A 24,775-nucleotide genomic window follows, 5' to 3' on the forward strand; every position below is an offset into this window, starting at 1 on the left:
ATCCAAGTTTAATCTAATAATTCAATACTATTTTTAAGGGCGGTGATAAGTGCATCAACATCCTCTTTAGTATTGTATAAAGCGAAGCTGGCTCTAACAGTCCCCGAAATTGATAATTGGCTCATAATCGGTTGGGTACAGTGATGACCACTTCGTACAGCAACACCAAAACCATCTAACAAAGTCGCTAAATCGAAAGGGTGCTCATTTTTGTAATTAAAGCTGATGTTACCAATGTTATTGTGATGTTGAGAGTAAATGGTAATACCATCAATTGCAGATAATTGTTTTATCGCATAACTGAAAACTGTATGCTCATGTTGACGCATCTGCTGAAAGTTTAACGAGGTTAAATATTCAATCGCCTCAGTAAAGGCTATGACACCCGCAATATTTGGGGTTCCTGCTTCAAATTTTCCTGGTGCCTCTCGAAAATTGCTTTGTGTTAAGCTCACTGTTTCAATCATTTCGCCACCTGTTTGGTAAGCATCAAGTGAATTTAACAACTCAAAGCGGCCGTATAAGCCACCTAAGCCTGTTGGGCCAAGCATTTTATGTGCGGAAAATACATAAAAATCACAATCAATTTCTCGTAAGTTAGGGCGTAAATGCATTGCAGCCTGAGCACCATCAATGACTGAAATAGCATTAATATTTTTACACGCTTGGATGATAGGGGCTAAGTCTGTGATATTCCCCAGCGTGTTTGATGCATGCGTGATAGCAACGACTTTAGGCTTATGTTGTTCGATAAACTCCGCGCACTGTTGAGCGTCAATGACCAAATCACTCGTAATTGGTAAAACAATTAATTCAGCGCCAATGCGCTTCACAAGTTGTTGCCAAGGCACAATATTCGCATGATGTTCAATAGCTGAAATAGCGACTTTATCACCCGCTTTAAGTTTAGATGTTAAGCCGTTCGCAATTAAATTAATCGACTCAGTCGCCCCTTTCGTCCAGACTAGCTCATTACTTTCTACCTGAAAATAATTGGCAAGGCTTTTACGGGCTTGTTCATACTTACGAGTTGCGTTGTCACTAAGAGTGTGACGACCACGATGTACGTTGGCGTTTTCAGCACTGTAAAAGTGCGTGAGAGCGTCAATGACAGCTTGCGGCTTGTGTGATGTGGCTGCTGAATCTAAGTAGACTAATGGCTGCCCATTAATTTGTTGTTTAAGCAGAGGAAAATCAGCACGTATTTTTGCAATATCAAACATGGAAGCCCTTTTACAACGAGAATGCGACGATTTTAATTATTTTGTATAAATAGACAAGTCTAGGGCAATAAAAAAGGCCGCTGTGCGGCCTTTTTTAAGCATTTAAGCAAAAATTAACGCTTGTCCGTTGATACGTAGTCGCGCTTTGTTTCACCAGTATAAAGCTGGCGAGGGCGGCTGATCTTGTGACCAGGTTGAGAAAGCATCTCATCCCAGTGAGAGATCCAACCAACAGTACGTGACATTGCAAAGATGACAGTGAACATGCTTGTTGGAATACCGATTGCTTTTAAGATGATACCTGAGTAGAAATCTACGTTAGGGTAAAGTTTCTTCTCAACAAAGTATGGGTCTTCTAGCGCAATTTGCTCAAGCTTCATTGCGATATCAAGAAGTGGATCTTGAATGTTAAGCTCAGCAAGTACTTCGTGACATGTTTGACGCATTACTGTGGCACGTGGGTCGAAGTTTTTGTATACGCGGTGACCAAAGCCCATAAGACGGAAAGGATCTGACTTATCTTTTGCTTTAGCAACATATTCGTCGATACGGTCAACAGAGCCAATTTCTTCTAACATGTTAAGACATGCTTCGTTAGCACCACCGTGCGCAGGGCCCCATAAAGATGCGATACCGGCAGCGATACACGCGTAAGGGTTAGCACCTGAAGAACCCGCTAAACGTACCGTTGATGTCGACGCGTTTTGCTCGTGGTCAGCGTGAAGCATGAAGATTTTATCCATTGCTTTAGCAAGCACTGGATTAACTTTGTACTCTTCAGCAGGTACTGAAAACATCATGTGTAAGAAGTTTTCAGCAAAGCTTAAATCGTTACGTGGGTAAACAAATGGCTGACCTACATTGTATTTGTAAGCCATTGCTGCGATTGTTGGCAGCTTAGCAACTAGCTTGATAGCACTTGTTTTACGTTGTGTTGCATCAGTGATGTCTAAGTCTTCATGGTAGAAAGATGAAAGCGCACCTACAACACCACATAGCATCGCCATTGGGTGAGCATCAAAGCGGAAGCCTTGGAAGAAGTTAGCAATCTTAGTATCTAGCATTGTGTTGTGCGTGATTTCTTGCGCAAATGCTTCGTACTGTTCTTTCGTTGGTAACTCACCATTTAATAGTAAGTAGCATAGCTCAACGTAGTTAGACTCGTCAGCAAGTTGTTCGATTGGGTAGCCGCGATGTAGTAAAACACCTTTACCGCCATCGATGTAAGTGATTGAAGATTCACAAGAACCGGTCGACATGAAACCTGGATCGTAAGTAAAGTGACCGTGAGAACCTAACGTACGTACGTCAATTACGTCTTGGCCAGCAGTGCCTTGGTAAATTGGAAGTTCGATTGGATCAAGACCATCAATATGGACCGTGGCTTTCTTATCCGCCATCTATTTATCTCCTATTAAGATAACAACTCTGATTGTTATGTTCTGAATCTGTTTAAGCACATTCTTTTCATTTTAACGTGAAAGAGGGGGTTAAAGTCAATTTTTATAAACATTATGCACAAATGGATAATAAATATTCTGTCAGGATTAAATATTATACCATTGGCTAATTCGCAAACGACTCTTACTAAACAAGAATTGTAAAAAGACCTCTGGCTATATATACTATCCAAGGTTTTATACCGTATTGTCTGTAGGTAAACTTTATTTTTACATTTGAGTTTTGCATAAGTGTGAACTTTTTGTGTATCAACACGGTTTACTTAGATAGTTCCATCGAAATTCATTTTGATGGGTTTTAGAAAAACAAGTAGATGAGCTCCTAGTGGGCAAGATGGGCAAGTAACTGTGAAAAAGCAAAGACCTGTAAATCTAGATCTAACAACTATATCTATGCCGGCAACGGCTAAAGCATCAATTTTTCACCGCGTCACCGGTGTTGCATTATTTTTTGCTTTAACGTTTGTCATTTGGGCGTGGTCTGAGTCTCTTTCTTCTGCAGAAGGTTTTGAATTCGTCAAGGGTCTGTTCAGCGGATTCATTGCCAAATTCATAGCATGGGGCACTATTTCTGTATTGGCGTATCACTTAATCGGTGGTATCCGTCATATCATTATGGATATGGGTCACTGGGAAGAACTTGAGTCAGGAAACTTCAGCGCTAAAGTTGCATTAGCTTTAGGCGTTGTAGCTGCAATTCTAGCAGGAGTGTGGATATGGTTTTAAATCAAGCAACTCTTAAACGTGATGGTGTACAAGATTACGTATCGCTTCGTGCGACAGCCTTAATAATTAGCGCTTACGCTATTTTTATTATTGGTTACTTCTTATGCACGCCTGAAGTCACTTTCGAAGCCTGGCAAGGCCTTTTTTCAAACCTAGCAATGAAAGGGTTCACATTAATTACCCTAGTTTGCATTATGGTTCACACCCGTATCGGCCTTTGGCAAGTTCTTACTGACTATGTTAAATGCGCTAAATTACGTGCTGTTTTAGGCTTTGTATTAAACCTTATGGCTGTTGCTTACGTAGCAATAGGTCTAATCGTTTTATGGGGTGTTTAAGTGAATTATTCTGTTCGTGAATTTGACGCTGTAGTGATTGGTGCAGGTGGTGCGGGTATGCGCGCAGCACTAGCTATCACTGAATCAGGCAAAACCTGTGCACTTATCTCAAAAGTTTTCCCTACACGTTCTCACACTGTGTCTGCACAGGGTGGTATTACGGTAGCTTTGGGTAACTCGCATGAAGATAACTGGGAATGGCACATGTACGATACGGTTAAAGGTTCCGATTTTATCGGTGACCAAGACGCTATCGAATATATGTGTAAAACAGGCCCAGAAGCTATTACTGAATTAGAAAACATGGGTTTACCATTTTCTCGTTTTGAAAATGGCCGTGTTTACCAACGTCCTTTCGGCGGTCAGTCGAAAAACTTTGGTGGTGAACAGGCTGCACGTACTGCAGCAGCAGCTGACCGTACTGGTCACGCGTTATTACACTGTCTTTACCAACAAAACGTTAAAAACAAAACTAACGTATTTTCTGAGTGGTATGCACTAGATTTAGTTAAGAACAGTGACGGTCACGTTGTTGGTTGTACTGCAATCGACATCGAGTCTGGCGAAGTTGTTTACTTTAAATCTAAAGCTGTTGTATTAGCAACAGGTGGTGCAGGCCGTATCTACGCATCGACAACGAATGCTCACATCAACACTGGTGACGGTGTTGGTATGGCTACACGCGCTGGTGTTGCAATGCAAGATATGGAAATGTGGCAGTTCCACCCAACAGGTATCGCCGGCGCTGGTGTACTTGTAACTGAAGGTTGTCGTGGTGAAGGTGGTTACCTTCTAAATAAAGACGGCGAACGCTTCATGGAACGTTACGCGCCAAATGCGAAAGACTTAGCGTCTCGTGACGTTGTTGCTCGTTCAATGATGACTGAGATCCGTGAAGGTCGTGGTTGTGATGGTCCTTACGGTCCACACATCAAGCTTAAGCTTGACCACTTAGGTGAAGAAACACTTAACTTACGTCTTCCGGGCGTATGTGACCTTGCGAAAACGTTCGCACACGTTGATCCAGCCAAAGAACCAATTCCAGTTATCCCAACATGTCACTACATGATGGGTGGTGTTCCAACTAACGTAAATGGTCAAGCATTACAAATTGATGCAAACGGCCAAGAGAAAGTAGTTGAAGGTTTATTCGCTGTAGGTGAGATTGCATGTGTATCTGTACACGGTGCTAACCGCCTAGGTGGTAACTCGCTACTTGACTTAGTTGTATTCGGCCGCGCAGCTGGTAACTTCTTAGGCACATACCTTAACGGTGTTGAAGCAGGTAAAGATGCGTCTGAATCAGACCTTGAAGCATCACTTGCACGCTTTAACCGTTGGGAAAACTCTAAAGCTGGCCAAGGTGAAGACCCAGTACAAATCAAGAAAGATCTACAAATGTGTATGCAACTTAACTTCTCGGTATTCCGTGAAGGTGAGGCAATGGCAACAGGTCTTAAAGAGCTTAAAGAAATTCGTGAACGTCTTCAGTATGCGCGTCTTGACGACAAGTCAACAGAGTTCAATACTGCACGTATCGAATGTTTAGAGCTAGATAACTTGATGGAAACAGCTTATTCAACTGCAGTAGCTGCAAACTTCCGTACAGAAAGCCGTGGTGCACACTCTCGTTTTGACTACCCAGATCGTGATGATGAAAACTGGTTATGTCACTCAATCTTTAACCCAGTTACAGATGAAATGACGAAACGTGAAGTTAACTACGCGCCGAAACTGCGTGAAGCTTTCCCACCTAAAGCACGTACATACTAGGAGCGAGACGATGGCACAAGTACAATTTTCGGTTTATCGTTACAATCCAGATGTTGATAATGCACCACGTATGCAAGACTTCTCGCTAGAAACGCAAGAAGGCCAAGATATGATGGTATTGGATGCGCTTATGCAATTAAAAGAGCAAGATCCAACATTATCATTCCGTCGTTCATGCCGTGAAGGTGTGTGTGGTTCAGACGGTATCAACATGAATGGTAAAAACGGTTTAGCGTGTATTACACCTTTATCAACGCTGCTAAAAGGTGGCAAAGGTAAAATCGTAATTCGTCCTTTACCAGGTTTACCAGTGGTACGTGACCTTGTTATTGACATGAGTCAGTTCTACACTCAATACGAAAAGGTAAAACCTTATCTAATTAATGACACGCCTGCGGCGGGTGAACGTCTTCAATCAATTGAAGAACGTGATAAGTTAGATGGCTTGTATGAGTGTATTTTATGTGCATGTTGTTCAACATCGTGTCCTTCGTTCTGGTGGAATCCAGACAAGTTCATTGGTCCTGCTGGCCTTCTTCATGCGTATCGTTTCTTGGCAGATAGCCGCGATACAGCAACTGAAGAGCGTTTAGCAGACCTTGACGATGCGTTCAGCGTGTTCCGTTGTCACAGTATCATGAACTGTGTTAGCGTGTGTCCAAAAGGTCTTAATCCGACCAAAGCGATTGGACAAATCAAATCAATGCTTTTAAACCGCTCGGTTTAAGGATATTGAATATGTAAGGTGGTTAATTTATTAACCACCTTGTTTTTATAACAATTAATTTCTGCGCTAAAGAAAAGGGCTTATAAATGCACGAAGGTGTGATGAAGGCATGGCTAGAATCTTCTCACTTAAACGGCGGTAACGTTGCTTACGTAGAAGAGCTTTATGAAGCGTACTTAGATGATGCGACTTCTGTGCCAGAAGAATGGCGAGAAGTGTTCGAACAATTACCAAAAGTTGATGGTGTGGATGTTGACGTTAAACATTCAGAAGTTCGTGCACAATTTGCACAGCTTGCTAAAAACAAGCATAGAGAGGTAGTGGTAGCAGAGGGTGGCTCTGGCGATCCTAAACAGGTCAAAGTGCTACAACTTATTAATGCTTTCCGTTTCCGTGGTCACCAAAATGCCAACCTAGATCCATTAGGTATTTGGCAACGCGAACGTGTTCGTGATCTTGAATTGGAATATCACGATTTATCAGAAGCTGATTTTGACCGTGAATTCAATGTGGGTTCGTTTGCCGTAGGTCGCGAAACCATGCCTCTTGGTGAGTTATACCAAGCACTAAAAACGACCTATTGTGGGTCAGTTGGTGCTGAGTACATGCACATCACTTCAACTGAAGAAAAACGTTGGTTACAACAGCGTTTGGAATCAGTGCAATCACGTCCTACTTTTTCAAAAGATGAAAAGCTGCGTATCCTTAAAGGTTTAACAGCTGCTGATGGTCTTGAAAAGTATTTAGGCGCAAAATTCCCTGGTGCTAAACGTTTCTCACTTGAAGGTGGTGATGCATTAGTACCTATGCTTAAAGAGCTAATTCATCGTGCAGGCGAAAGCGGGCAAAAAGAAGCCGTTATTGGTATGGCTCACCGCGGTCGTTTGAACGTACTAGTAAACGTATTAGGTAAAAACCCTTCTGATCTATTTGATGAGTTTGCTGGAAAACACAAAGACACATTAAGCTCAGGTGATGTTAAGTATCACATGGGTTACTCATCTGACTTTGCAACTAAGGGTGGCAATGTGCATATGGCACTTGCGTTTAACCCATCTCACCTTGAAATCGTAAACCCAGTAGTTATGGGCTCGGTTCGTGCGCGTTTAGACCGCCTAGGTGACAAGTCAGGGATTAAAGCATTACCAATCACTATTCACGGTGACTCTGCGATTGCAGGTCAAGGTGTTGTACAAGAAACATTTAACTTATCGCAAACTAATGCATTTAGTTGTGGTGGTAGTATCCGCATTGTTGTTAATAACCAAGTTGGTTTTACAACATCAAAACAGTCGGATGTACGTTCTACGCCATACTGTACTGATATTGCGAAAATGGTTCAGGCACCAATTTTCCACGTTAACTCTGACGATCCTGAAGCAGTTGCATTTGTTACACAAATCGCACTTGATTTCAGAAATCAATTTAAACGTGATGTAGTGATTGATTTAGTATGTTATCGCCGCCATGGCCATAACGAAGCGGATGAGCCAAATGCGACTCAGCCTCTTATGTACCAAAAAATCAAAAAGCACCCAGTACCGCGTCTTATCTATGCAGACCAACTTGTGTCTGAAGGTTCATTCTCAGAAGAAGAAATAAAAGCACTTGCTGATGAATACCGTAATGGCCTTGACGGTGGTAACTGTGTTGTTGAAGAAATTCAACCAGAAACGTCACACTCTTCTGATTGGGCTAAATTTGTTGGTCACGATTGGAATGTAGAGTATGACGCAAAAGTCTCAGTAGAAAAGCTTAAAGAGCTTGGTAATATCGTTGCTAGCTACCCTGAAGGCCACAAAGCGCAATCACGTGTTAAGAAAATCTACGACGATCGTAAGCAAATGGCAGCCGGTGAAAAACCACTTGATTGGGGTATGGCAGAAACACTTGCTTACGCAACCCTTGTTGATGCGGGCACTGACATTCGTTTAACTGGCCAAGACTCTGGTCGTGGTACGTTCTTCCATCGTCATGCTGTTGTTCATAATCAACAAGATGCATCTACCTACTTACCACTGCAAAACATCAGTGAGAATCAAGGTGCATTTGAAGTATACGATTCTGTATTATCTGAAGAAGCAGTTCTTGCATTTGAATACGGTTATGCAACCGCTGAGCCTACATCACTTGTTATGTGGGAAGCACAGTTTGGTGACTTTGCTAACGGCGCACAAGTTGTATTTGACCAATTCTTAAGCTCAGGTGAGCAAAAATGGGGCCGTTTATGTGGCCTTACATGTTTACTTCCTCATGGTTATGAAGGGCAAGGTCCTGAGCATAGTTCAGCACGTCTTGAACGTTTCTTGCAATTGTGTGCTGATCACAATATGCAAGTGTGTGTACCTTCAACACCTGCGCAAGTATATGCAATGCTGCGTCGTCAATCGGTACGTCCACTTCGTCGTCCATTGATTGTTATGACACCTAAGTCGTTACTTCGTCACCCGCTGGCAACATCAACACTGGAAGAGTTATCTGAAGGTGTGTTCCACAATATGATCGATGAGATCGATGATATTGCAGCTGATAAAGTGGAACGCGTTGTATTTTGTAGTGGTAAAGTTTATTACGAGCTACTACAAGAGCGTCGTAAGCAAGAACTAGATAACATTGCTATTGTTCGCGTTGAGCAACTATATCCATTCCCTCATGATGAGATGGATACAATTATGCAGCGTTACCAGCATGTTAAAGACTTTGTGTGGTGCCAAGAAGAGCCGCAAAACCAAGGTGCGTGGTATTGTTCACAACACCATTTTGTTGATGCAATCCCACAAGGCGCTAAATTGACTTACGCTGGTCGTAAAGCTTCGGCATCGCCTGCATGTGGTTACATGTCAGTGCATACAAAAGAACAACAAGCGCTCGTTGCAGATGCGCTTACTATTGAAAAGAAAGGATAAGCAATGAGCACAGAAATTAAAGTTCCTGTACTTCCTGAGTCGGTTGCTGATGCTACCGTAGCGACTTGGCACGTAAGTGTTGGCGATAAAGTAAGCCGTGACCAGAATTTGGTAGATATTGAAACAGACAAAGTTGTTTTAGAAGTTGTTGCACCAAATGATGGTGTAATTACTGAAATTTCACAAGAAGAAGGTGCAACTGTTCTTGGCGAGCAAGTAATTGCTTTACTTGGTGATGCAGATGCAGCACCAGCAAGTGATGACACTGCTAAAGAATCAGCACCAGCTAAATCAGAAGAAGACGCGCCGGCTGCGGCGCAATCAGCACCAGCATCAGAAGGTAAAGAAGTGGACATTAAAGTACCTGTACTTCCAGAATCAGTCGCAGACGCGACAATTGCTACATGGCATGTACAACCAGGCGAAGCGGTAACTCGCGACCAAAACTTAGTTGACATCGAAACTGATAAAGTTGTTCTTGAAGTTGTTGCCCAAGATGACGGTATCATGGGTGAGCACATTCACGCAGAAGGTGAAACCGTGCTAGGTGAGCAAGTAATCGGTACTGTTAAAGCCGGTGCTGCGCCAGCTAAATCTGCTGCTAAAGAAGAAGCGCCAGCCGCTTCTAGCGACTCAAATGACAGCTCTGACGTATTAACACCGTCAGTACGTCGTTTAATCGCTGAGAAAGGTCTTGATGCATCTAAAATCAAAGGCACTGGCAAAAATGGCCGTGTAACTAAAGAAGATGTTGATAAATTCTTAAAAGCACCTGCTGCTGCACCAAAAGCTGAAGCTTCTGCACCAGCTGCGCCTATCGGTGACCGTACACAAAAACGTGTGCCTATGACACGTTTACGCAAAACAATTGCTAATCGTCTACTTGAAGCTAAAAACTCAACTGCGATGTTAACTACATTTAACGAAGTGAACATGAAGCCAATCATGGACCTTCGTAAGCAGTACCAAGAAGTATTCGAAAAGCGCCACGGTATCCGTTTAGGTTTCATGTCTTTCTACGTGAAAGCAGTGACTGAAGCACTTAAGCGTTTCCCTGAAGTTAATGCATCTATCGACGGTGATGATATCGTTTATCACAACTACTTCGATATCAGCATCGCAGTTTCTACACCACGTGGTCTTGTTACGCCAGTTCTTAAAGACTGTGACAAGCTATCAGTTGCTGAAATCGAGAAGGGTATTCGCGAGTTAGCACTTAAAGGTCGTGATGGTAAATTATCTTTAGATGATATGACTGGTGGTAACTTCACTATCACTAACGGTGGTGTATTCGGTTCATTGCTATCTACACCAATCATCAACTTACCACAGTCTTCAATCTTAGGTATGCACAAAATCCAAGATCGTCCTATGGCTGTTAACGGTAAAGTTGAAATCTTACCAATGATGTATTTAGCGTTATCTTATGATCACCGCCAAATTGATGGTAAAGAATCTGTAGGCTTCTTAGTGACAATTAAAGAGTTACTAGAAGATCCAACTCGATTATTACTAGATGTTTAATCTAGTTGTATAAAAACTAAGCTGTGAACCATGTTCGCAGCTTTTTTTTTGCGCCTTTGGTCTAACTGGGGTTTTCATGTCGAGCCTTGGGATTTATACTAGGTGCGCAATTTGGGATAGCTGTTTATTTGCATAAATATTCAGCTCTTTTAGTATAAAAAATTGGATAAAGCATCATGAATTTGCATGAGTATCAGGCAAAACAACTTTTTGCCGAATATGGTTTACCAGTTTCTCACGGTTACGCTTGCGATACACCTGAAGAAGCTGCAGCAGCTGCTGAGAAAATTGGCGGTGATATGTGGGTTGTTAAAACACAGGTTCACGCAGGTGGCCGTGGTAAAGCTGGCGGTGTTAAGCTAGTTAAAACAATCGACGAAGTGAAAGAGTTCGCTGCGAACTGGTTAGGTAAAAACTTAGTTACTTACCAAACAGACGAAAATGGTCAGCCAGTAGCTAAAATCCTTGTAGAAAGCTGCACTGACATCGCTAACGAATTATACCTTGGCGCTGTAGTAGATCGTGCTTCTCGTAAAGTTGTTTTCATGGCATCTACTGAAGGTGGTGTGGAAATCGAGCAAGTTGCAGAAGAAACGCCAGAATTAATTCACAAAGCTGAGATCGATCCACTAGTTGGTCCTCAAGCTTATCAAGCTCGTGAATTAGGTTTCAAACTTGGTTTAAACCCAACTCAAATGAAACAGTTCGTTAAGATCTTCATGGGTCTTGCTAACATGTTCAACGATTTCGATTTCGCTCTTTTAGAAATCAACCCGCTAGTAATCACAGACGAAGGTAACCTTCACTGTCTAGACGGTAAAATCGGTGTAGATGGTAACGCGCTTTACCGTCAACCTAAAATCCGCGAAATGCACGATCCTTCACAAGAAGATGCACGTGAAGCTCACGCTGCAAGCTTCGAGCTTAACTACGTTGCACTAGATGGTAACGTTGGTTGTATGGTTAATGGTGCAGGCCTAGCAATGGGTACTATGGACATCGTAAACCTACACGGTGGTAAGCCAGCTAACTTCCTAGATGTTGGTGGCGGTGCGACTAAAGAGCGTGTATCTGAAGCATTCAAGATCATCCTATCTGACGACAACGTTAAAGCTGTTTTAGTTAACATCTTTGGTGGCATCGTACGTTGTGACATGATCGCAGAAGGTATTATTGGCGCAGTTAAAGAAGTAGGTGTAAATGTTCCTGTAGTAGTACGTTTAGAAGGTACTAACGCTGAACTAGGTCGTGAAGTTCTTGCAAGTTCTGATCTTAACATCATCGCTGCTGAGTCACTAACAGACGCAGCTGAAAAAGTTGTTGCTGCTGCGGAGGGCAAATAATGTCTGTATTAATCAATAAAGATACAAAAGTTATCTGTCAAGGTTTCACAGGTGGCCAAGGTACTTTCCACTCAGAGCAAGCGCTTGAGTATGGTACACAAATGGTTGGTGGTGTAAGCCCTGGTAAAGGCGGTCAAACGCACCTAGGTCTTCCAGTATTCAACACAGTACGTGACGCTGTAGAAGCAACAGGTGCAACTGCATCTGTTATTTACGTACCAGCTCCTTTCTGTAAAGATGCTATCTTAGAAGCTATCGATGCAGGCATCGAGCTTATCGTTTGTATCACTGAAGGTATCCCAACACTAGACATGGTTGACGTTAAAGTTAAGCTTGACCAAACTGGTGTTCGTATGATCGGTCCTAACTGCCCAGGTGTTATCACTCCGGGTGAAACGAAGATCGGTATCATGCCTGGTCATATCCACAAGCCTGGTAAAGTAGGTATCGTATCACGTTCTGGTACACTTACTTACGAAGCGGTTAAACAAACTACTGACGCTGGTTTCGGCCAATCAACATGTGTTGGTATCGGTGGTGACCCAATCCCAGGCACTAACTTCATCGACGTTTTAGAAATGTTCGAAAAAGACGAGCAAACTGAAGCAATCGTTATGATCGGTGAAATCGGTGGTACTGCAGAAGAAGAAGCTGCTGAGTACATCAAGCACAACGTGACTAAACCTGTTGTTTCTTACATTGCGGGTGTTACTGCACCTCCAGGTAAGCGTATGGGTCACGCTGGTGCAATCATTGCAGGCGGTAAAGGTACTGCTGATGAGAAGTTTGCTGCATTAGAAGCTGCGGGCGTAAAAACTGTACGTTCATTAGCTGATATCGGTAATGCACTTAAAGAGAAAACAGGCTGGTAATCAGTTTCAATCTCTTAAAAAGGCTCGCTTATGCGAGCCTTTTTTGTATCTGATATATTGCGGCCAATCGATGTCAAAATTTATTCACAAAACAAGAATAATAATGCTTTATTTGTGAATATAAATTCTTTAGACTGATGTCTTGTTTATTCGTTTTTATTAAAAACATCCGATTTTACAAGGTAAATATTACGTGCGTACCACTGAATTGGTCGATGGATTTCGTCAGTCAACACCCTATGTTAATGCCCACAGAGGCAAAACTTTTGTCGTAATGCTTGGTGGAGAGGCAATAGATCAGCCTGGTTGTCGCAGCATTATCAACGATGTTGCATTACTTACCAGCCTAGGTATTAAAATTGTTTTAGTGTTTGGCGCACGACCACAGTTTAATGCAGCACTTGAGCAAGTTGGCATAACTAGTCAGTTCCACAATGAGATACGCGTAACGGATAACGCCACCTTTGATGTAATTAAAAAAGTTGCGGGTGCAATGCAATTTGATATTACAGCACGGTTATCAACGTCTCTTAGTAGTACACCTATGTCAGGCTCTTTTCTGAATGTGGTAAGCGGTAACTTTGTCATCGCACAGCCACTAGGTGTGGATGAAGGGGTTGATTATCATCACTCAGGAAGAGTAAGGCGCATTGACGTAGAGGGTATTCGCCATCAGTTAAATAATAACGGTATTGTATTATTAGGGCCGATTGCGGCATCAGTTACCGGTGAAAGTTTTAATTTAACCGCAGAAGAAATTGCTACTCAAGTAGCGTTAAAACTGCGTGCCGATAAAATGCTCGGTTTCTGTCAAGAAGCCGGTATTTTAGATGAAAATGGCGAAGCAATCGCTGAGTTGATGCCAAACGAAGCGGAACGTGTTTTAGCTAATTACCGCAACCAAGCTGATTCGTGTTTAAGTGCGACTGTTTTCTTACAAGCTGCAATTGATGCTTGCCGAGGTGGTGTACATCGCTGCCACCTAGTTAGTTACAAAGAAGATGGCGCGTTATTACAAGAATTGTTCTCTTTAGATGGTATTGGTACACAAATCGCACCACAAAGCTCAGAGCAACTTCGTAGCGCAACTATCTCTGATATAACCGGTATCATTAACCTTATTAGACCGCTTGAGCAGCAAGGCTATTTAGTGCGTCGTTCACGTGAACAGCTAGAAATCGAAATTGAACAATTTACAGTTATTGAACGTGATGGACTTATCATTGCCTGTGCAGCTTTGTATCCGTTTGCTGATGAACAGGTAGGGGAGTTTGCGAGTTTGGCTGTTCACCCTCAGTACCGAGATGCCGATCGCGGCAGTTATCTACTGAGGTTTATTATTAATAAAGCCAAGCGTGCGGGTTACTCGCATTTATTTGCACTGACTACACGGAGTATTCACTGGTTTTTAGAGCAAAGCTTTGAAATAGTGACAGTTGATGAGTTGCCGGCAAAGAAAAAAGCGCTTTATAACCATGAACGCCGTTCTAAGGTATTGCGTTTGGACCTCACTAAGCTGAGTAAAAACAGGTAACCAAAAGGTGACGCATGGGCGTCACCTTCAATTTTCAATACTGTACTTATCTAATATTGATAGTTAATGTGCTGATAAAAACGTACACGTAAATCTTGCCGAGTTGGGTTGAATGCCAGCTCATCGGTCACTTCATTAATTGCGCTTTGAACTTGGTTCATAAATCGACCATAACCAATATCATGCTTATCTTTATCTGCGGCTGCAATCACGAAATGCAGCACGTCAACTAAGCTCTTGGCATCCCAGTAATGCTGTAATTGGGGTTCTTTCGTGCTGCAATCAAAGGTCAATTTTTGTAGTTCACTGTTGCTTTGCGCATTATCGATATGGCTATTGCGCACTATAGGTCGGGTACCATTAGCGATAAAAGCCCCCAGTGTTAATTGGCGTTTTTCACATGCGCGTTTAAACGCATCAAAAATATACTGATAAAATTGTGTGTAGTTTGCTTCGTTAAGCATATGCTGGAATTGCGTTTTTATCGCACGCGTCACTGGAATTGAGAATCCCGCATAGGTCATTTCACTGTGCTCACTTGGTAAGTGACATTGACGAGACTGATAACGAGGGTAGAGGCTTCTTAATTTATAACCGTAGCTTTCTTTATGGCCTTTTGCTTTTGCAAACATGTCATAAGTAAGGTGTTGGTGATCGCGAATTTTTAGCGAAGATTGGTTGCTTAACAGCTTATCTTGTAAGCTGCTAATGACACGCTGTACTTTATGATGAAACTGGGCTGCATTAGCCCTAATTTCTTCACCGGTTGCCAAGAATAAGAAGCGAATCTTTTTACATTTTTCATCATCCGAAGCAAATATAGTGTGGGCTTCATGGTATTGAGGATTATAAAAAAACAGAATTTGTTTGGCGGTTTCTAAGCTATATGCTTCATCGTGATAACGAACCACGGGTAGTTTATCATTTGCGATTAGATGAACATTGTGAAGTTCATATTCGTCGCATAGTGCAAATAATTCCCTTGCAAGACGCTTATAACTGCAGTTAACTGAGCTAAACTGCGCGAAAAACTCATCGTTTGGTTTAAATTCAACTAGCACATATTGGTTTGCACGTGCTGAGCTTGGAATATAGACTCGATGTTGATTGAGCGAAGCCATCTTTTTTCCTTATTAAAAGTAAAACTGTCGGGACTATATCGCTACTGGATGATCATTTTATTGCGTTAGAACAATTTTTTTACCGATTTTGTCGAGTCTGTGAACTATGTATTCAACAATCGACTTAATATCTTCAATAAACATGATTCAACTACTGTATGTTAAGGTTTGTTTTTGTAATAATGCATTAGTTTTGTCACCATGCAATATTCAGAGGATTATGCTCCTATGGCGGAAATTGAGAATCGCCCAAGTAACTTTATTAGAACGCGTATTGATGAAGATCTCGCAAGCGGTAAGCATGCGACTACGCACACGCGTTTTCCACCAGAACCAAACGGTTTTTTACACATTGGTCATGCAAAGTCGATTTGCTTAAACTTTGGTATTGCCAAAGATTATCAAGGTCTTTGTAATTTACGTTTCGATGATACGAATCCAGAAAAAGAAGACATCAATTACGTAAATTCGATTAAAGAAGATGTGCAGTGGTTAGGTTTTAAGTGGGATGGTGAAATCAAGTATTCATCTAACTATTTCGATGCGTTATACGGCTATGCGGTTGAGCTTATCGAAAAAGGCCTCGCGTATGTGTGTTTCTTATCGCCTGATCAAGCGCGTGAATACCGTGGTACATTAAAAGAGCCAGGTAAAAACAGCCCATACCGTGACACACCAGTTGAAGAAAACCTAGCGCTATTTGAAAAAATGCGTAATGGCGAATTCAAAGAAGGCGAGTGTGTACTTCGTGCAAAAATCGATATGGCAAGCTCATTCATGGTATTACGTGATCCGATTATATATCGTGTCCGTTTTGCTCATCACCACCAAACAGGTGACAAGTGGTGCATTTACCCAATGTACGACTTTACGCATTGTATTTCTGATGCGCTAGAGGGCATTACACACTCATTATGTACGCTTGAGTTCCAAGATAACCGTCGTTTATACGATTGGGTATTGGATAACATTAGCCTTGAGTGTCATCCGCAACAAATCGAGTTTTCACGATTAAATCTTGAGTACACCATTATGTCTAAGCGTAAATTAAACGACTTAGTGGTTAATGGTCATGTTGAAGGGTGGGACGACCCGCGTATGCCAACGATTGCTGGTTTACGTCGTCGTGGTTATACACCTGCATCAGTACGTGAGTTCTGTTCTCGTATCGGTATCACTAAACAAGAGAACATGGTTGAAATGGGTATGCTAGAAGCATGTATCCGTGAAGACCTAAATGAACATGCACCACGTGCAATGGCAGTTCTTGATCCGGTGAAGATTGTTATCGAAAACTATGACGCAGATAAAGTAGAAACGTTATCTGTTGCAAATCACCCGAATAAAGAAGAGATGGGTCGTCGTGATGTGCCTTTCACGCGTGAACTTTATATCGAGCGTGAAGACTTCCGTGAAGAAGCAAATAACAAGTTCAAGCGTTTGGTCCTTGATAAAGAAGTACGTTTACGTGGTGCTTATGTAATTAAAGCTGAGCGTGTTGAAAAAGATGAAAATGGTGAAATTACTACTATCTTCTGTTCTTACGATCCAGAAACTCTGGGTAAAAACCCAAGTGATGGTCGCAAAGTTAAAGGTGTAATTCACTGGGTATCAGCAAGTGAATCTATCACAGCTGAAGTACGTTTATACGACCGTTTATTTAACGTACCAAACCCAGCTGCTGCCGAAGACTTTAACGCAACTTTGAACCCAGAGTCACTCGTGGTGCTTGCTAACGCTAAAGTTGAACCGTCACTTGCCAACGCACAAGCAGAGCAGGGCTTCCAGTTTGAGCGTATGGGTTACTTCTGTCGTGATAGCAAAGCTGAAACATTAGTATTCAATCAAACTGTAGGTCTTCGTGATTCATGGGCGAAGATTGAACAAAAAGGCTAAACCTTTTAACTAAATTTTTAAGTTTCTAAGCTTAATAAAAAACCCTTTCACTTTTAAAGTAAAAGGGTTTTTTTATAACGATTAAAACTTAAGTCAAATTAGAAATAACCGCGAATACCTAAGCTGAAATTACGACCTGGTAGTGGTGCTTTCTCTTTAATAAATGAGCTGTGTACGAAACCTAGCTCATCGGTTAAGTTATCAATATTAATATAAAGCTGTGTATCTACAGGGCCTAAATCGAGTTGGTAGTTAGCAGATGCATCAAACAAAGTATAGCCATCAGTTTTTGTTTCATAGGCTGTGATATCTGACTGCTCAAAATAATGTGTACCTGTTAAGCTAAACTGCCAATCTGCAAATGTGTATTGTAATTCAGAGCCAAGTTTATTGGCTGGCACACGTGGTAAATAGCCTTCACCATCCTTTAATTTCGCAGTTGTTGAATCACCAAATACTTTCACCAATGCGCTCGGTGTAACTTGGTAATGAACATCAAACTCAACACCGTAAAGTTTTGCATCTTTACTCGCGAATTGATAAACCGCCATTGCATCTTCATCAGCATCAGCTGCTGACTCTAAACCATGCTCTTCATCAAATACTAAGCCTGTATTTTGTTGGTAGTAGTAGTTTTCAATATCGTTATAGAAGAAATTAACTGTGTAACCAAAATCGCCAATAAAACGGCGGAAGCTTAAATCAAAATTGGTGGCAGTTTCTTGATCAATATTTTCAGGTTCAAAATGAATTTCACCATCCTCAATGTGATAACCAAGGCCCAATTCATAGGTACTAGTAGCAATGTGCACACCATTTGATAGTAGCTCAGCACTCAGTGGTGCACGCTCTGAACGTGACACACTTAGAGCAACACTTTGACCTTCTTGATATTGCCAAATCGCACCTGCAGATAAGCTAAGGTTTGTGAAATCTTCGCTGTAGCTGATAATTTCAGCTTCTTCGTGTGCTTCTTCCTCGTGGTCATCTTCATGATCGTGATGGTGTTCACTCATGGTGATATCAGAGTCAATTTTGTAATCTTCGATTCGTGCACCGAGCTCAACCGTAACGTCACCAAATTGTCTTTCTTCGAGTAAAAATAATGCGTTTGAAGTTGTGGTGCTGGCAGGGGTAAAGGCTTCTTCACCGTCTGCATCATAATCAGACTCATAAAAGTGATAGCCTGCTATGCCATGCCACTGTCCTAATTTATGCTCAACAGTGGCACGTGCTTCTGTTGTTTCGTTATGAAAAACAGTGCCGATTTCTCCACCTTCAATTTCGGCATGTTGATAATCAGTGTAACCGACACGAAGCGTAATATTTTCGATCCAGTTATCGTGCAATGCATAGCTCATGTAACCTTGCCAACGGTCTTGTTCTAAGCGTGCAAATACTGATTCTTCATGCTCTTGTTCACCTTCATGATGCTCACCTTCTTCATGCTCGTCATGTTCATGATGATGGTGTTCATGAGCAGGAATACCATAGTCAGTTTCAATACGACCATAGGACATGCCTACCGTTAAATGTTCACCTACATAGCTAGTACCAAAATTCAGCGTTTCGCTGTCGATAAATGTGTTTTCTACGCTGTTCGCTGTTTCGTGCTCTTCATGCTCTTCACCTTCATGTTCTTCGTGTTCTTCAGGAAGCTCGAAGGTAGGGGTTTCATAATCGTGGCCTTTACGCTTAGTTCCGTCAAAATGGAAATTAAATCCGTTATTACCCGTTTCTAACTTAGCGGCGTAGGTATTGGTATTCGACACTGTATCGTGAGTGTATTGTGCAGCGCCGGTTAGCGTATCGATGCTATCGGTAGGGATGCGATTATCAACGACGTTTACTACACCACCAATCGCACCTGAGCCATATAGTAGGGTAGCCGGGCCGCGAAGTACTTCGATTTGTTCAGCAGCTAAGCTGTCGTTAGATGTGGCGTGATCTGGGCCTATACGTGAGGCATCGCTGCTATCAAGACCATTTTGGGTGATTTTTACACGTGGACCATCTAAGCCACGAATAATTGGACTTGATGAAACTGGGCCAAAATAACTGGCATTCACACCAGGTAAGCCTTTTAGTGTTTCACCTAAAGTTGGCTTGGCTTTGTTTTTTAAATTATCACCAGCAAGTACATTAACCGGTGAGATCATTTCTAAACTATTTTTATGTAGGGCTGATGCATAAACAACAACAGTTTCAACTGACGTCGGTGTTAGATTGACGACAACAGATTGGCTGTCACCAGAAATTTCTATACGTTTATCAATGTAGTTGTCTTTACTTATGTGGAGTTGGCCTTTGTTATCTACATCAATTTTAAATTGACCTGATTTGTCCGTCACCACTGTTTGTGATTTACCGTGAACATGAATTTCGGCATTTGCAATGGGTTGTTGCTTATCGTCTAGAACTTGACCTGAGATAACAGCTGCAAAGCTTGAATGTGAAAATAAAGCTGCTGCAACGGCACTTGAAAGTACTGTAAGTTTATTCATCGTTCCTACTTCTGAGTTTATTATTAATAATCTTGATATAATATAACACCTCATTTATGGCAAAACAATGACGTTATAGTATAACTTTTGTTTTGTCGCTATTTACCATACATCGGCTATACTCAAGACACCTTACTCGTGTAAAGGTTAACAGCTATGTCTGATAAAAATAGGGTATTCAAGGCACAATTTAGTATCGCTGATTTACGCCAGCACCGTAATCATTCTACGGTATTTACTACTGCGTGCGAGCGCTCAGAAAGCTACCAGCACTTTGTTCTTAAATTATTAAGTTATTGTGTATTTGCATATAATGAGGATGCTGTGCTTAATGCAAAATCAGATCGTTCGGAGCCTGATGTTGCTATCAAAGCATTAGATGAGCACTATATAACTTGGTTAGTCGTTGATGAACCAGATTTTCCCACTCTCAGTAAAGTGGCGAAAAGGGTGGATGAATTATGGGTAGTGACAACATTGGATGGTGATTGGCTGAATGAATATCAGCATTCACTTGAACTGATCAGCAATGGACATTTGATTGCCTTTGATCATCAATTTATCGATGATTTAGCGTCACACCTAACCAAAAACCTACAGTGGGATGTCACTATTGATGAGCATGCAATCAGTGTTGCAGATAAGCTTGGTTTTTATCAGAGTAAGCAATTAGTTTGGCACTAAAGCTCAATGGTTATCTTACCATTGGGCTTACTGCAACATAGTAAAACTTCGCCTTCTCGCACAAAAGCAAGCGGCTCTTGATTATACTTGACGCTCCCTTCAACTAATTTTGCACGGCATGCACCGCAGTAACCTTCTCGGCATTGGTAGGGGACATCTATTTTTTGTTGTTCTAGGCATTCAAGGAGAGATGAACAGCCAGAATCAAACTCTACATTCTGGCTGTCTGTTCCTGCAAGGATAACCTGTGCAGTGATGTTAGTGCTCATTACAGGTCGAAGTCACCAAAGTCAGATGCATCAACTTGAGAGTCGATTTGACCAACTAGATAAGAGCTAATTTCAGCTTCTTGAGGGGCAACTTGTACATTGTCTGATACCAACCAAGAGTTGATCCAAGGAATAGGATTGCTCTTACTTTCAAACTGAGCAGGTAAGCCTACCGCAGTCATACGTGCATTAGTGATGTATTCAACGTATTGGCATAAGATATCTTTATTTAGACCAATCATAGAGCCATCTTTGAATAAGTATTCTGCCCAATCTTTTTCTTGCTCGGCAGCTTCGACAAACATTTGGATCGCTTCTTCGCGGCATTGTGCAGCAACGATCGCCATTTCTGGGTCGTCCTTACCATCTTGCATAATGTTTAGAATGTGCTGTGTGCCAGACAAGTGCAGTGCTTCATCACGCGCAATTAACTTGATGATTTTCGCATTACCTTCCATTAATTCACGCTCAGCGAAAGCAAATGAACACGCAAAACTTACGTAAAAACGAATGGCTTCTAGGATGTTAACCGACATCATAGCAAGGTAAAGCTGCTTTTTAAGATCAAATAAGCTTACTTTGATTTCTTTACCATTAATAACATGTTTACCTTCACCATATAAGTTATATAGCGATACCATGTTGATTAAATCATCATAGTATTTAGTTACCGCATCAGCGCGCTCACTGATTTTTTCATTGCTTACAATATCATCGAAGATAAGCTCAGGAGATTGCGTTACGTTACGAATAATATGCGTATAAGAACGGCTGTGAATAGTCTCGCTGAATGCCCATGTTTCGATCCATGTTTCAAGCTCAGGGATTGATACAATCGGCAGTAAGGCAACATTTGGAGAGCGACCTTGCACACTATCAAGTAGTGTTTGATATTTTAGGTTACTCAAGAAAATGTGTTTTTCATGATCAGGAAGCGCTTGGAAATCTAAGCGATCTTTACTTACGTCAACCTCTTCAGGGCGCCAGAAAAACGATAATTGTTTTTCTATTAGCTTTTCGAAAATAGGGTACTTTTGTTGATCGTAACGTGACACGTTTACTGTTTGGCCGAAAAACATCGGTTCTTGTAATTGGTTATTATGGTTTCGACTAAAAGTTGTATATGACATAGTGATTTCTCAAAAAACAGTCAGGACAAAGCGGGCTAATGAGCCCGCCTTTGTTATGTTATTAATTTAATTAGATTTTACAAGCGCCGCCTGCACAACTGTCATCTTCAACCTCAGGTGTTAACTCATCTTGAGAGTCAGATGCACCGTCACGGGTGTTGTGATAGTACAGGGTTTTAACACCGAGTTTATACGCAGTTAGTAAATCTTTTAATAGCACCTTCATAGGTACTTTACCGCCTTCGTACTTAGATGGATCATAGTTCGTGTTTGCAGAGATCGTTTGGTCAACGAATTTTTGCATAATACCAACAAGTTGTAAGTAACCATCGTTTGAAGGAATATCCCACAGTAGCTCGTAGTTATCTTTCAGATTTTCATACTCTGGTACTACTTGCTTTAAGATACCATCTTTACTTGCTTTAACACTGATATGACCACGTGGTGGTTCAATACCATTTGTTGCATTAGAGATTTGCGATGATGTCTCTGAAGGCATGAGTGCAGACAGCGTCGAGTTACGCATACCGTGCTCTTTAATGCTGGCACGTAATGAATCCCAATCTAAGTGAAGTGGCTCTTCACAGAACTGATCAAGGTCACGCTTGTAAGTATCTGTTGGCATAATACCTTGAGAATACGTAGTCTCGTTAAATTTTGGACATGCACCACGTTCTTTCGCTAACTCATTTGACGCTTTCATTAGGTAATATTGAATTGCTTCAAATGTTTTGTGAGTCAGCGCATTTGCACTGCCGTCTGAGTAACGCTTGCCATTTTTCGCTAAGTAGTAAGCAAAGTTAATTACACCAATACCTAACGTACGACGACCCATAGTCGCGTTTTTAGCTGCTGGAACAGGGTAGTCTTGGAAATCAAGTAAGTTATCAAGCGCACGAACTGCAAGTTCAGCAAGCTCTTCTAATTCATCAAGTGATTCAATTGCACCTAAGTTAAACGCAGACAAAGTACACAGTGCAATTTCACCTTCTTCATCCATTACATTGCTAAGTGGCTTAGTTGGTAATGCAATTTCTAAACATAGGTTAGATTGACGAATTGGTGCCACAGTCGAAATGAACGGGCTGTGTGTATTACAGTGGTCAACATTTTGTAAGTAGATACGACCTGTGCTTGCACGCTCTTGTGCAAACATTGAGAATAACTCAATCGCTTTAATACGTTTTTTGCGAATTGACTCGTCTTGCTCGTACTTAACATATAGCTCATCAAACTTCGCTTGATCTTCGAAGAAGGCGTCATATAGACCAGGTACATCTGATGGGCTAAATAATGTGATGTAATCATCTTTAATTAAACGGCTGTACATTAATTTGTTGAACTGTACACCGTAGTCAAGGTGACGAACACGGTTATCGTCAACACCACGGTTGTTCTTAAGAACTAATAAGTTTTCAACTTCTAAGTGCCATAATGGGTAGAATAGGGTTGCTGCGCCGCCGCGTACACCACCTTGTGAACAGCTTTTAACCGCTGTTTGAAAATGCTTATAAAACGGGATACAACCTGTGTGGTACGCTTCACCGTTGCGAATAGGGCTGCCAAGCGCACGGATTCGACCCGCATTAATACCAATCCCTGCACGTTGCGAAACATACTTAACGATTGCAGACGATGTCGCATTAATAGAATCTAGGCTATCACCACACTCGATAAGTACACATGAGCTGAACTGGCGCGTAGGCGTACGCACACCGGCCATGATAGGTGTTGGTAATGAAATCTTGAATGTAGATACTGCATCATAAAAGCGCTTGATGTAGTCAAGACGCGTCTCTTTTGGATAATCAGAGAATAAGCTTGCAGCCACTAAGATATATAAAAACTGTGCACTTTCGTAAATTTCACCAGTAACACGGTTTTGAACCAAATATTTCCCTTCTAGCTGTTTTACAGCAGCATAGCTGAAGTTTAAGTCGCGGTTGTGATCAATATAAGAATCTAACTCATCGATTTCTTGCTCGGTATAATCAACAAGTAAGTGTTGATCATAACGTTTGTCTTCAACTAATTTCGTGATGTGATCATATAAGCGTGGTGGCTCAAATTGGCCGTACGCTTTTTTACGTAAATGGAATACAGCTAATCGAGCAGCAAGGTATTGGTAGTCAGGCGTATCTTTAGAGATCTGATCAGCTGCCGCTTTGATGATAGTTTCATGAATGTCATCGGTACGAATTCCATCGTAAAATTGAATATGTGATTTTAATTCAACTTGCGAGACAGACACGTTATTTAGACCTTCGGCGGCCCAAGCGATCACGCGGTGGATCTTATCTAGATCAAGTGACTCTTTACGGCCGTCACGTTTGCTTACAGATAGCTGTTGGTTCATAGTCTTGCCTGTATTCCTTGGGAAATTATATTTTTAGTGAAAACTTATTCTTCAGTATAATTTTTATTATTAAACACTAGATTGTGTGAATTGAATAACATTTAGCCACAATATCTGGTGTTCTTTAAATTGCAGATCACAAGATAGTGTGGTCTGCGATCATTTGCAAGGGACAGAAATGCCCCTATTTGTGGATAACTACTGGATAAGCGCATTGTGTTAGTGAGCATTAACCTTTGACCATTCATTGATGATGAAATTTGTAAAAATCAACTCAAGATCTAGAAAATTTACCGTTTTTGAAAATAAATTTTGACTGTTTTTTTTATCGTCAAAGAATGCTCAAAACTCAAACCGATCACAATATATAGTATCTAAATTTAAATATA

Annotated in this window: 18 protein-coding genes; 11 read left to right on the top strand and 7 right to left on the bottom strand. The window is 41.4% G+C overall.

The window, feature by feature from the left end; all coding sequences use genetic code 11:
• Nucleotides 1-8 precede the first annotated feature (8 nt).
• A complete protein-coding gene (locus tag PAARA_RS10580; protein WP_062569003.1) occupies nucleotides 9-1,223 on the bottom strand; it encodes an aminotransferase class V-fold PLP-dependent enzyme in 1,215 nt (404 codons plus the stop codon).
• 113 nt (nucleotides 1,224-1,336) lie between these two features.
• Nucleotides 1,337-2,623: a citrate synthase gene (locus tag PAARA_RS10585; protein ID WP_062569004.1), complete on the bottom strand. Its 1,287-nt coding sequence runs from the start codon at nucleotides 2,621-2,623 to the stop codon at nucleotides 1,337-1,339.
• Between the two features lie 408 nt (nucleotides 2,624-3,031).
• Between PAARA_RS10585 and sdhC the strand changes: the two genes are divergently transcribed.
• The 9 genes from sdhC to argA all read left to right on the top strand — a co-directional run bounded on the left by sdhC (nucleotide 3,032) and on the right by argA (nucleotide 14,426).
• Nucleotides 3,032-3,409 (top strand): succinate dehydrogenase, cytochrome b556 subunit, encoded by a 378-nt coding sequence (gene sdhC, locus PAARA_RS10590; RefSeq protein ID WP_082401567.1) that lies wholly within the window; start codon nucleotides 3,032-3,034, stop codon nucleotides 3,407-3,409.
• On the top strand, nucleotides 3,400-3,747 hold the full coding sequence (gene sdhD, locus PAARA_RS10595; protein ID WP_062569005.1) for a succinate dehydrogenase, hydrophobic membrane anchor protein: 348 nt from the start codon (nucleotides 3,400-3,402) through the stop codon (nucleotides 3,745-3,747). The genes sdhC and sdhD overlap by 10 nt, the downstream gene beginning before the upstream one ends.
• Nucleotides 3,748-5,520 (top strand): succinate dehydrogenase flavoprotein subunit, encoded by a 1,773-nt coding sequence (gene sdhA, locus PAARA_RS10600; RefSeq protein ID WP_062569006.1) that lies wholly within the window; start codon nucleotides 3,748-3,750, stop codon nucleotides 5,518-5,520. It abuts the gene before it with no gap.
• Between the two features lie 10 nt (nucleotides 5,521-5,530).
• The gene (locus PAARA_RS10605) at nucleotides 5,531-6,247 is read left to right on the top strand and encodes a succinate dehydrogenase iron-sulfur subunit (RefSeq protein ID WP_062569007.1); all 717 of its coding nucleotides are present in this window, start codon (nucleotides 5,531-5,533) and stop codon (nucleotides 6,245-6,247) included.
• A gap of 86 nt (nucleotides 6,248-6,333) precedes the next feature.
• Complete coding sequence (locus PAARA_RS10610; protein ID WP_062569008.1) at nucleotides 6,334-9,153, top strand: 2-oxoglutarate dehydrogenase E1 component; 2,820 nt, start codon at nucleotides 6,334-6,336, stop codon at nucleotides 9,151-9,153.
• A gap of 3 nt (nucleotides 9,154-9,156) precedes the next feature.
• On the top strand, nucleotides 9,157-10,677 hold the full coding sequence (gene odhB, locus PAARA_RS10615) for a 2-oxoglutarate dehydrogenase complex dihydrolipoyllysine-residue succinyltransferase (protein ID WP_062569009.1): 1,521 nt from the start codon (nucleotides 9,157-9,159) through the stop codon (nucleotides 10,675-10,677).
• 176 nt (nucleotides 10,678-10,853) lie between these two features.
• On the top strand, nucleotides 10,854-12,020 hold the full coding sequence (gene sucC, locus PAARA_RS10620) for an ADP-forming succinate--CoA ligase subunit beta (RefSeq protein ID WP_062569010.1): 1,167 nt from the start codon (nucleotides 10,854-10,856) through the stop codon (nucleotides 12,018-12,020).
• Complete coding sequence (gene sucD / locus PAARA_RS10625; protein WP_062569011.1) at nucleotides 12,020-12,892, top strand: succinate--CoA ligase subunit alpha; 873 nt, start codon at nucleotides 12,020-12,022, stop codon at nucleotides 12,890-12,892. The genes sucC and sucD overlap by 1 nt, the downstream gene beginning before the upstream one ends.
• A gap of 193 nt (nucleotides 12,893-13,085) precedes the next feature.
• Complete coding sequence (gene argA, locus PAARA_RS10630; RefSeq protein WP_062569012.1) at nucleotides 13,086-14,426, top strand: amino-acid N-acetyltransferase; 1,341 nt, start codon at nucleotides 13,086-13,088, stop codon at nucleotides 14,424-14,426.
• A gap of 50 nt (nucleotides 14,427-14,476) precedes the next feature.
• Here the strand turns inward: argA and PAARA_RS10635 are convergent, their stop codons facing one another.
• Nucleotides 14,477-15,547 carry a DUF3083 family protein gene (locus tag PAARA_RS10635; protein WP_062569013.1) on the bottom strand — a complete coding sequence of 357 codons (1,071 nt, stop codon included), beginning with the start codon at nucleotides 15,545-15,547 and terminating at the stop codon, nucleotides 14,477-14,479.
• Between the two features lie 228 nt (nucleotides 15,548-15,775).
• Here PAARA_RS10635 and glnS point away from each other — a divergent pair, with 228 nt between their 5' ends.
• Complete coding sequence (gene glnS, locus PAARA_RS10640; protein WP_062569014.1) at nucleotides 15,776-17,443, top strand: glutamine--tRNA ligase; 1,668 nt, start codon at nucleotides 15,776-15,778, stop codon at nucleotides 17,441-17,443.
• 98 nt (nucleotides 17,444-17,541) lie between these two features.
• Here glnS and PAARA_RS10645 read toward each other — a convergent pair whose 3' ends face one another.
• Nucleotides 17,542-19,947, bottom strand: a complete 2,406-nt coding sequence (locus PAARA_RS10645; protein ID WP_062569015.1) for a TonB-dependent receptor — start codon at nucleotides 19,945-19,947, stop codon at nucleotides 17,542-17,544.
• A gap of 156 nt (nucleotides 19,948-20,103) precedes the next feature.
• Here PAARA_RS10645 and PAARA_RS10650 point away from each other — a divergent pair, with 156 nt between their 5' ends.
• On the top strand, nucleotides 20,104-20,631 hold the full coding sequence (locus PAARA_RS10650; protein ID WP_062569016.1) for a YaeQ family protein: 528 nt from the start codon (nucleotides 20,104-20,106) through the stop codon (nucleotides 20,629-20,631).
• On the opposite strand, the gene yfaE is transcribed toward PAARA_RS10650, so the two are convergent.
• The 3 genes from yfaE to nrdA all read right to left on the bottom strand — a co-directional run bounded on the left by yfaE (nucleotide 20,628) and on the right by nrdA (nucleotide 24,386).
• Nucleotides 20,628-20,900 (bottom strand): class I ribonucleotide reductase maintenance protein YfaE, encoded by a 273-nt coding sequence (gene yfaE, locus PAARA_RS10655; RefSeq protein ID WP_062569017.1) that lies wholly within the window; start codon nucleotides 20,898-20,900, stop codon nucleotides 20,628-20,630. The genes PAARA_RS10650 and yfaE overlap by 4 nt on opposite strands.
• Nucleotides 20,900-22,030 carry a class Ia ribonucleoside-diphosphate reductase subunit beta gene (nrdB, locus tag PAARA_RS10660; RefSeq protein ID WP_062569018.1) on the bottom strand — a complete coding sequence of 377 codons (1,131 nt, stop codon included), beginning with the start codon at nucleotides 22,028-22,030 and terminating at the stop codon, nucleotides 20,900-20,902. The genes yfaE and nrdB overlap by 1 nt, the downstream gene beginning before the upstream one ends.
• A 70-nt stretch (nucleotides 22,031-22,100) precedes the next feature.
• The gene (gene nrdA, locus PAARA_RS10665; protein ID WP_062569019.1) at nucleotides 22,101-24,386 is read right to left on the bottom strand and encodes a class 1a ribonucleoside-diphosphate reductase subunit alpha; all 2,286 of its coding nucleotides are present in this window, start codon (nucleotides 24,384-24,386) and stop codon (nucleotides 22,101-22,103) included.
• Between the last annotated feature and the right edge of the window lie 389 nt (nucleotides 24,387-24,775).

The sequence above is a fragment of the Pseudoalteromonas arabiensis genome (assembly GCF_001550155.1).
GTDB lineage: Bacteria > Pseudomonadota > Gammaproteobacteria > Enterobacterales > Alteromonadaceae > Pseudoalteromonas > Pseudoalteromonas arabiensis.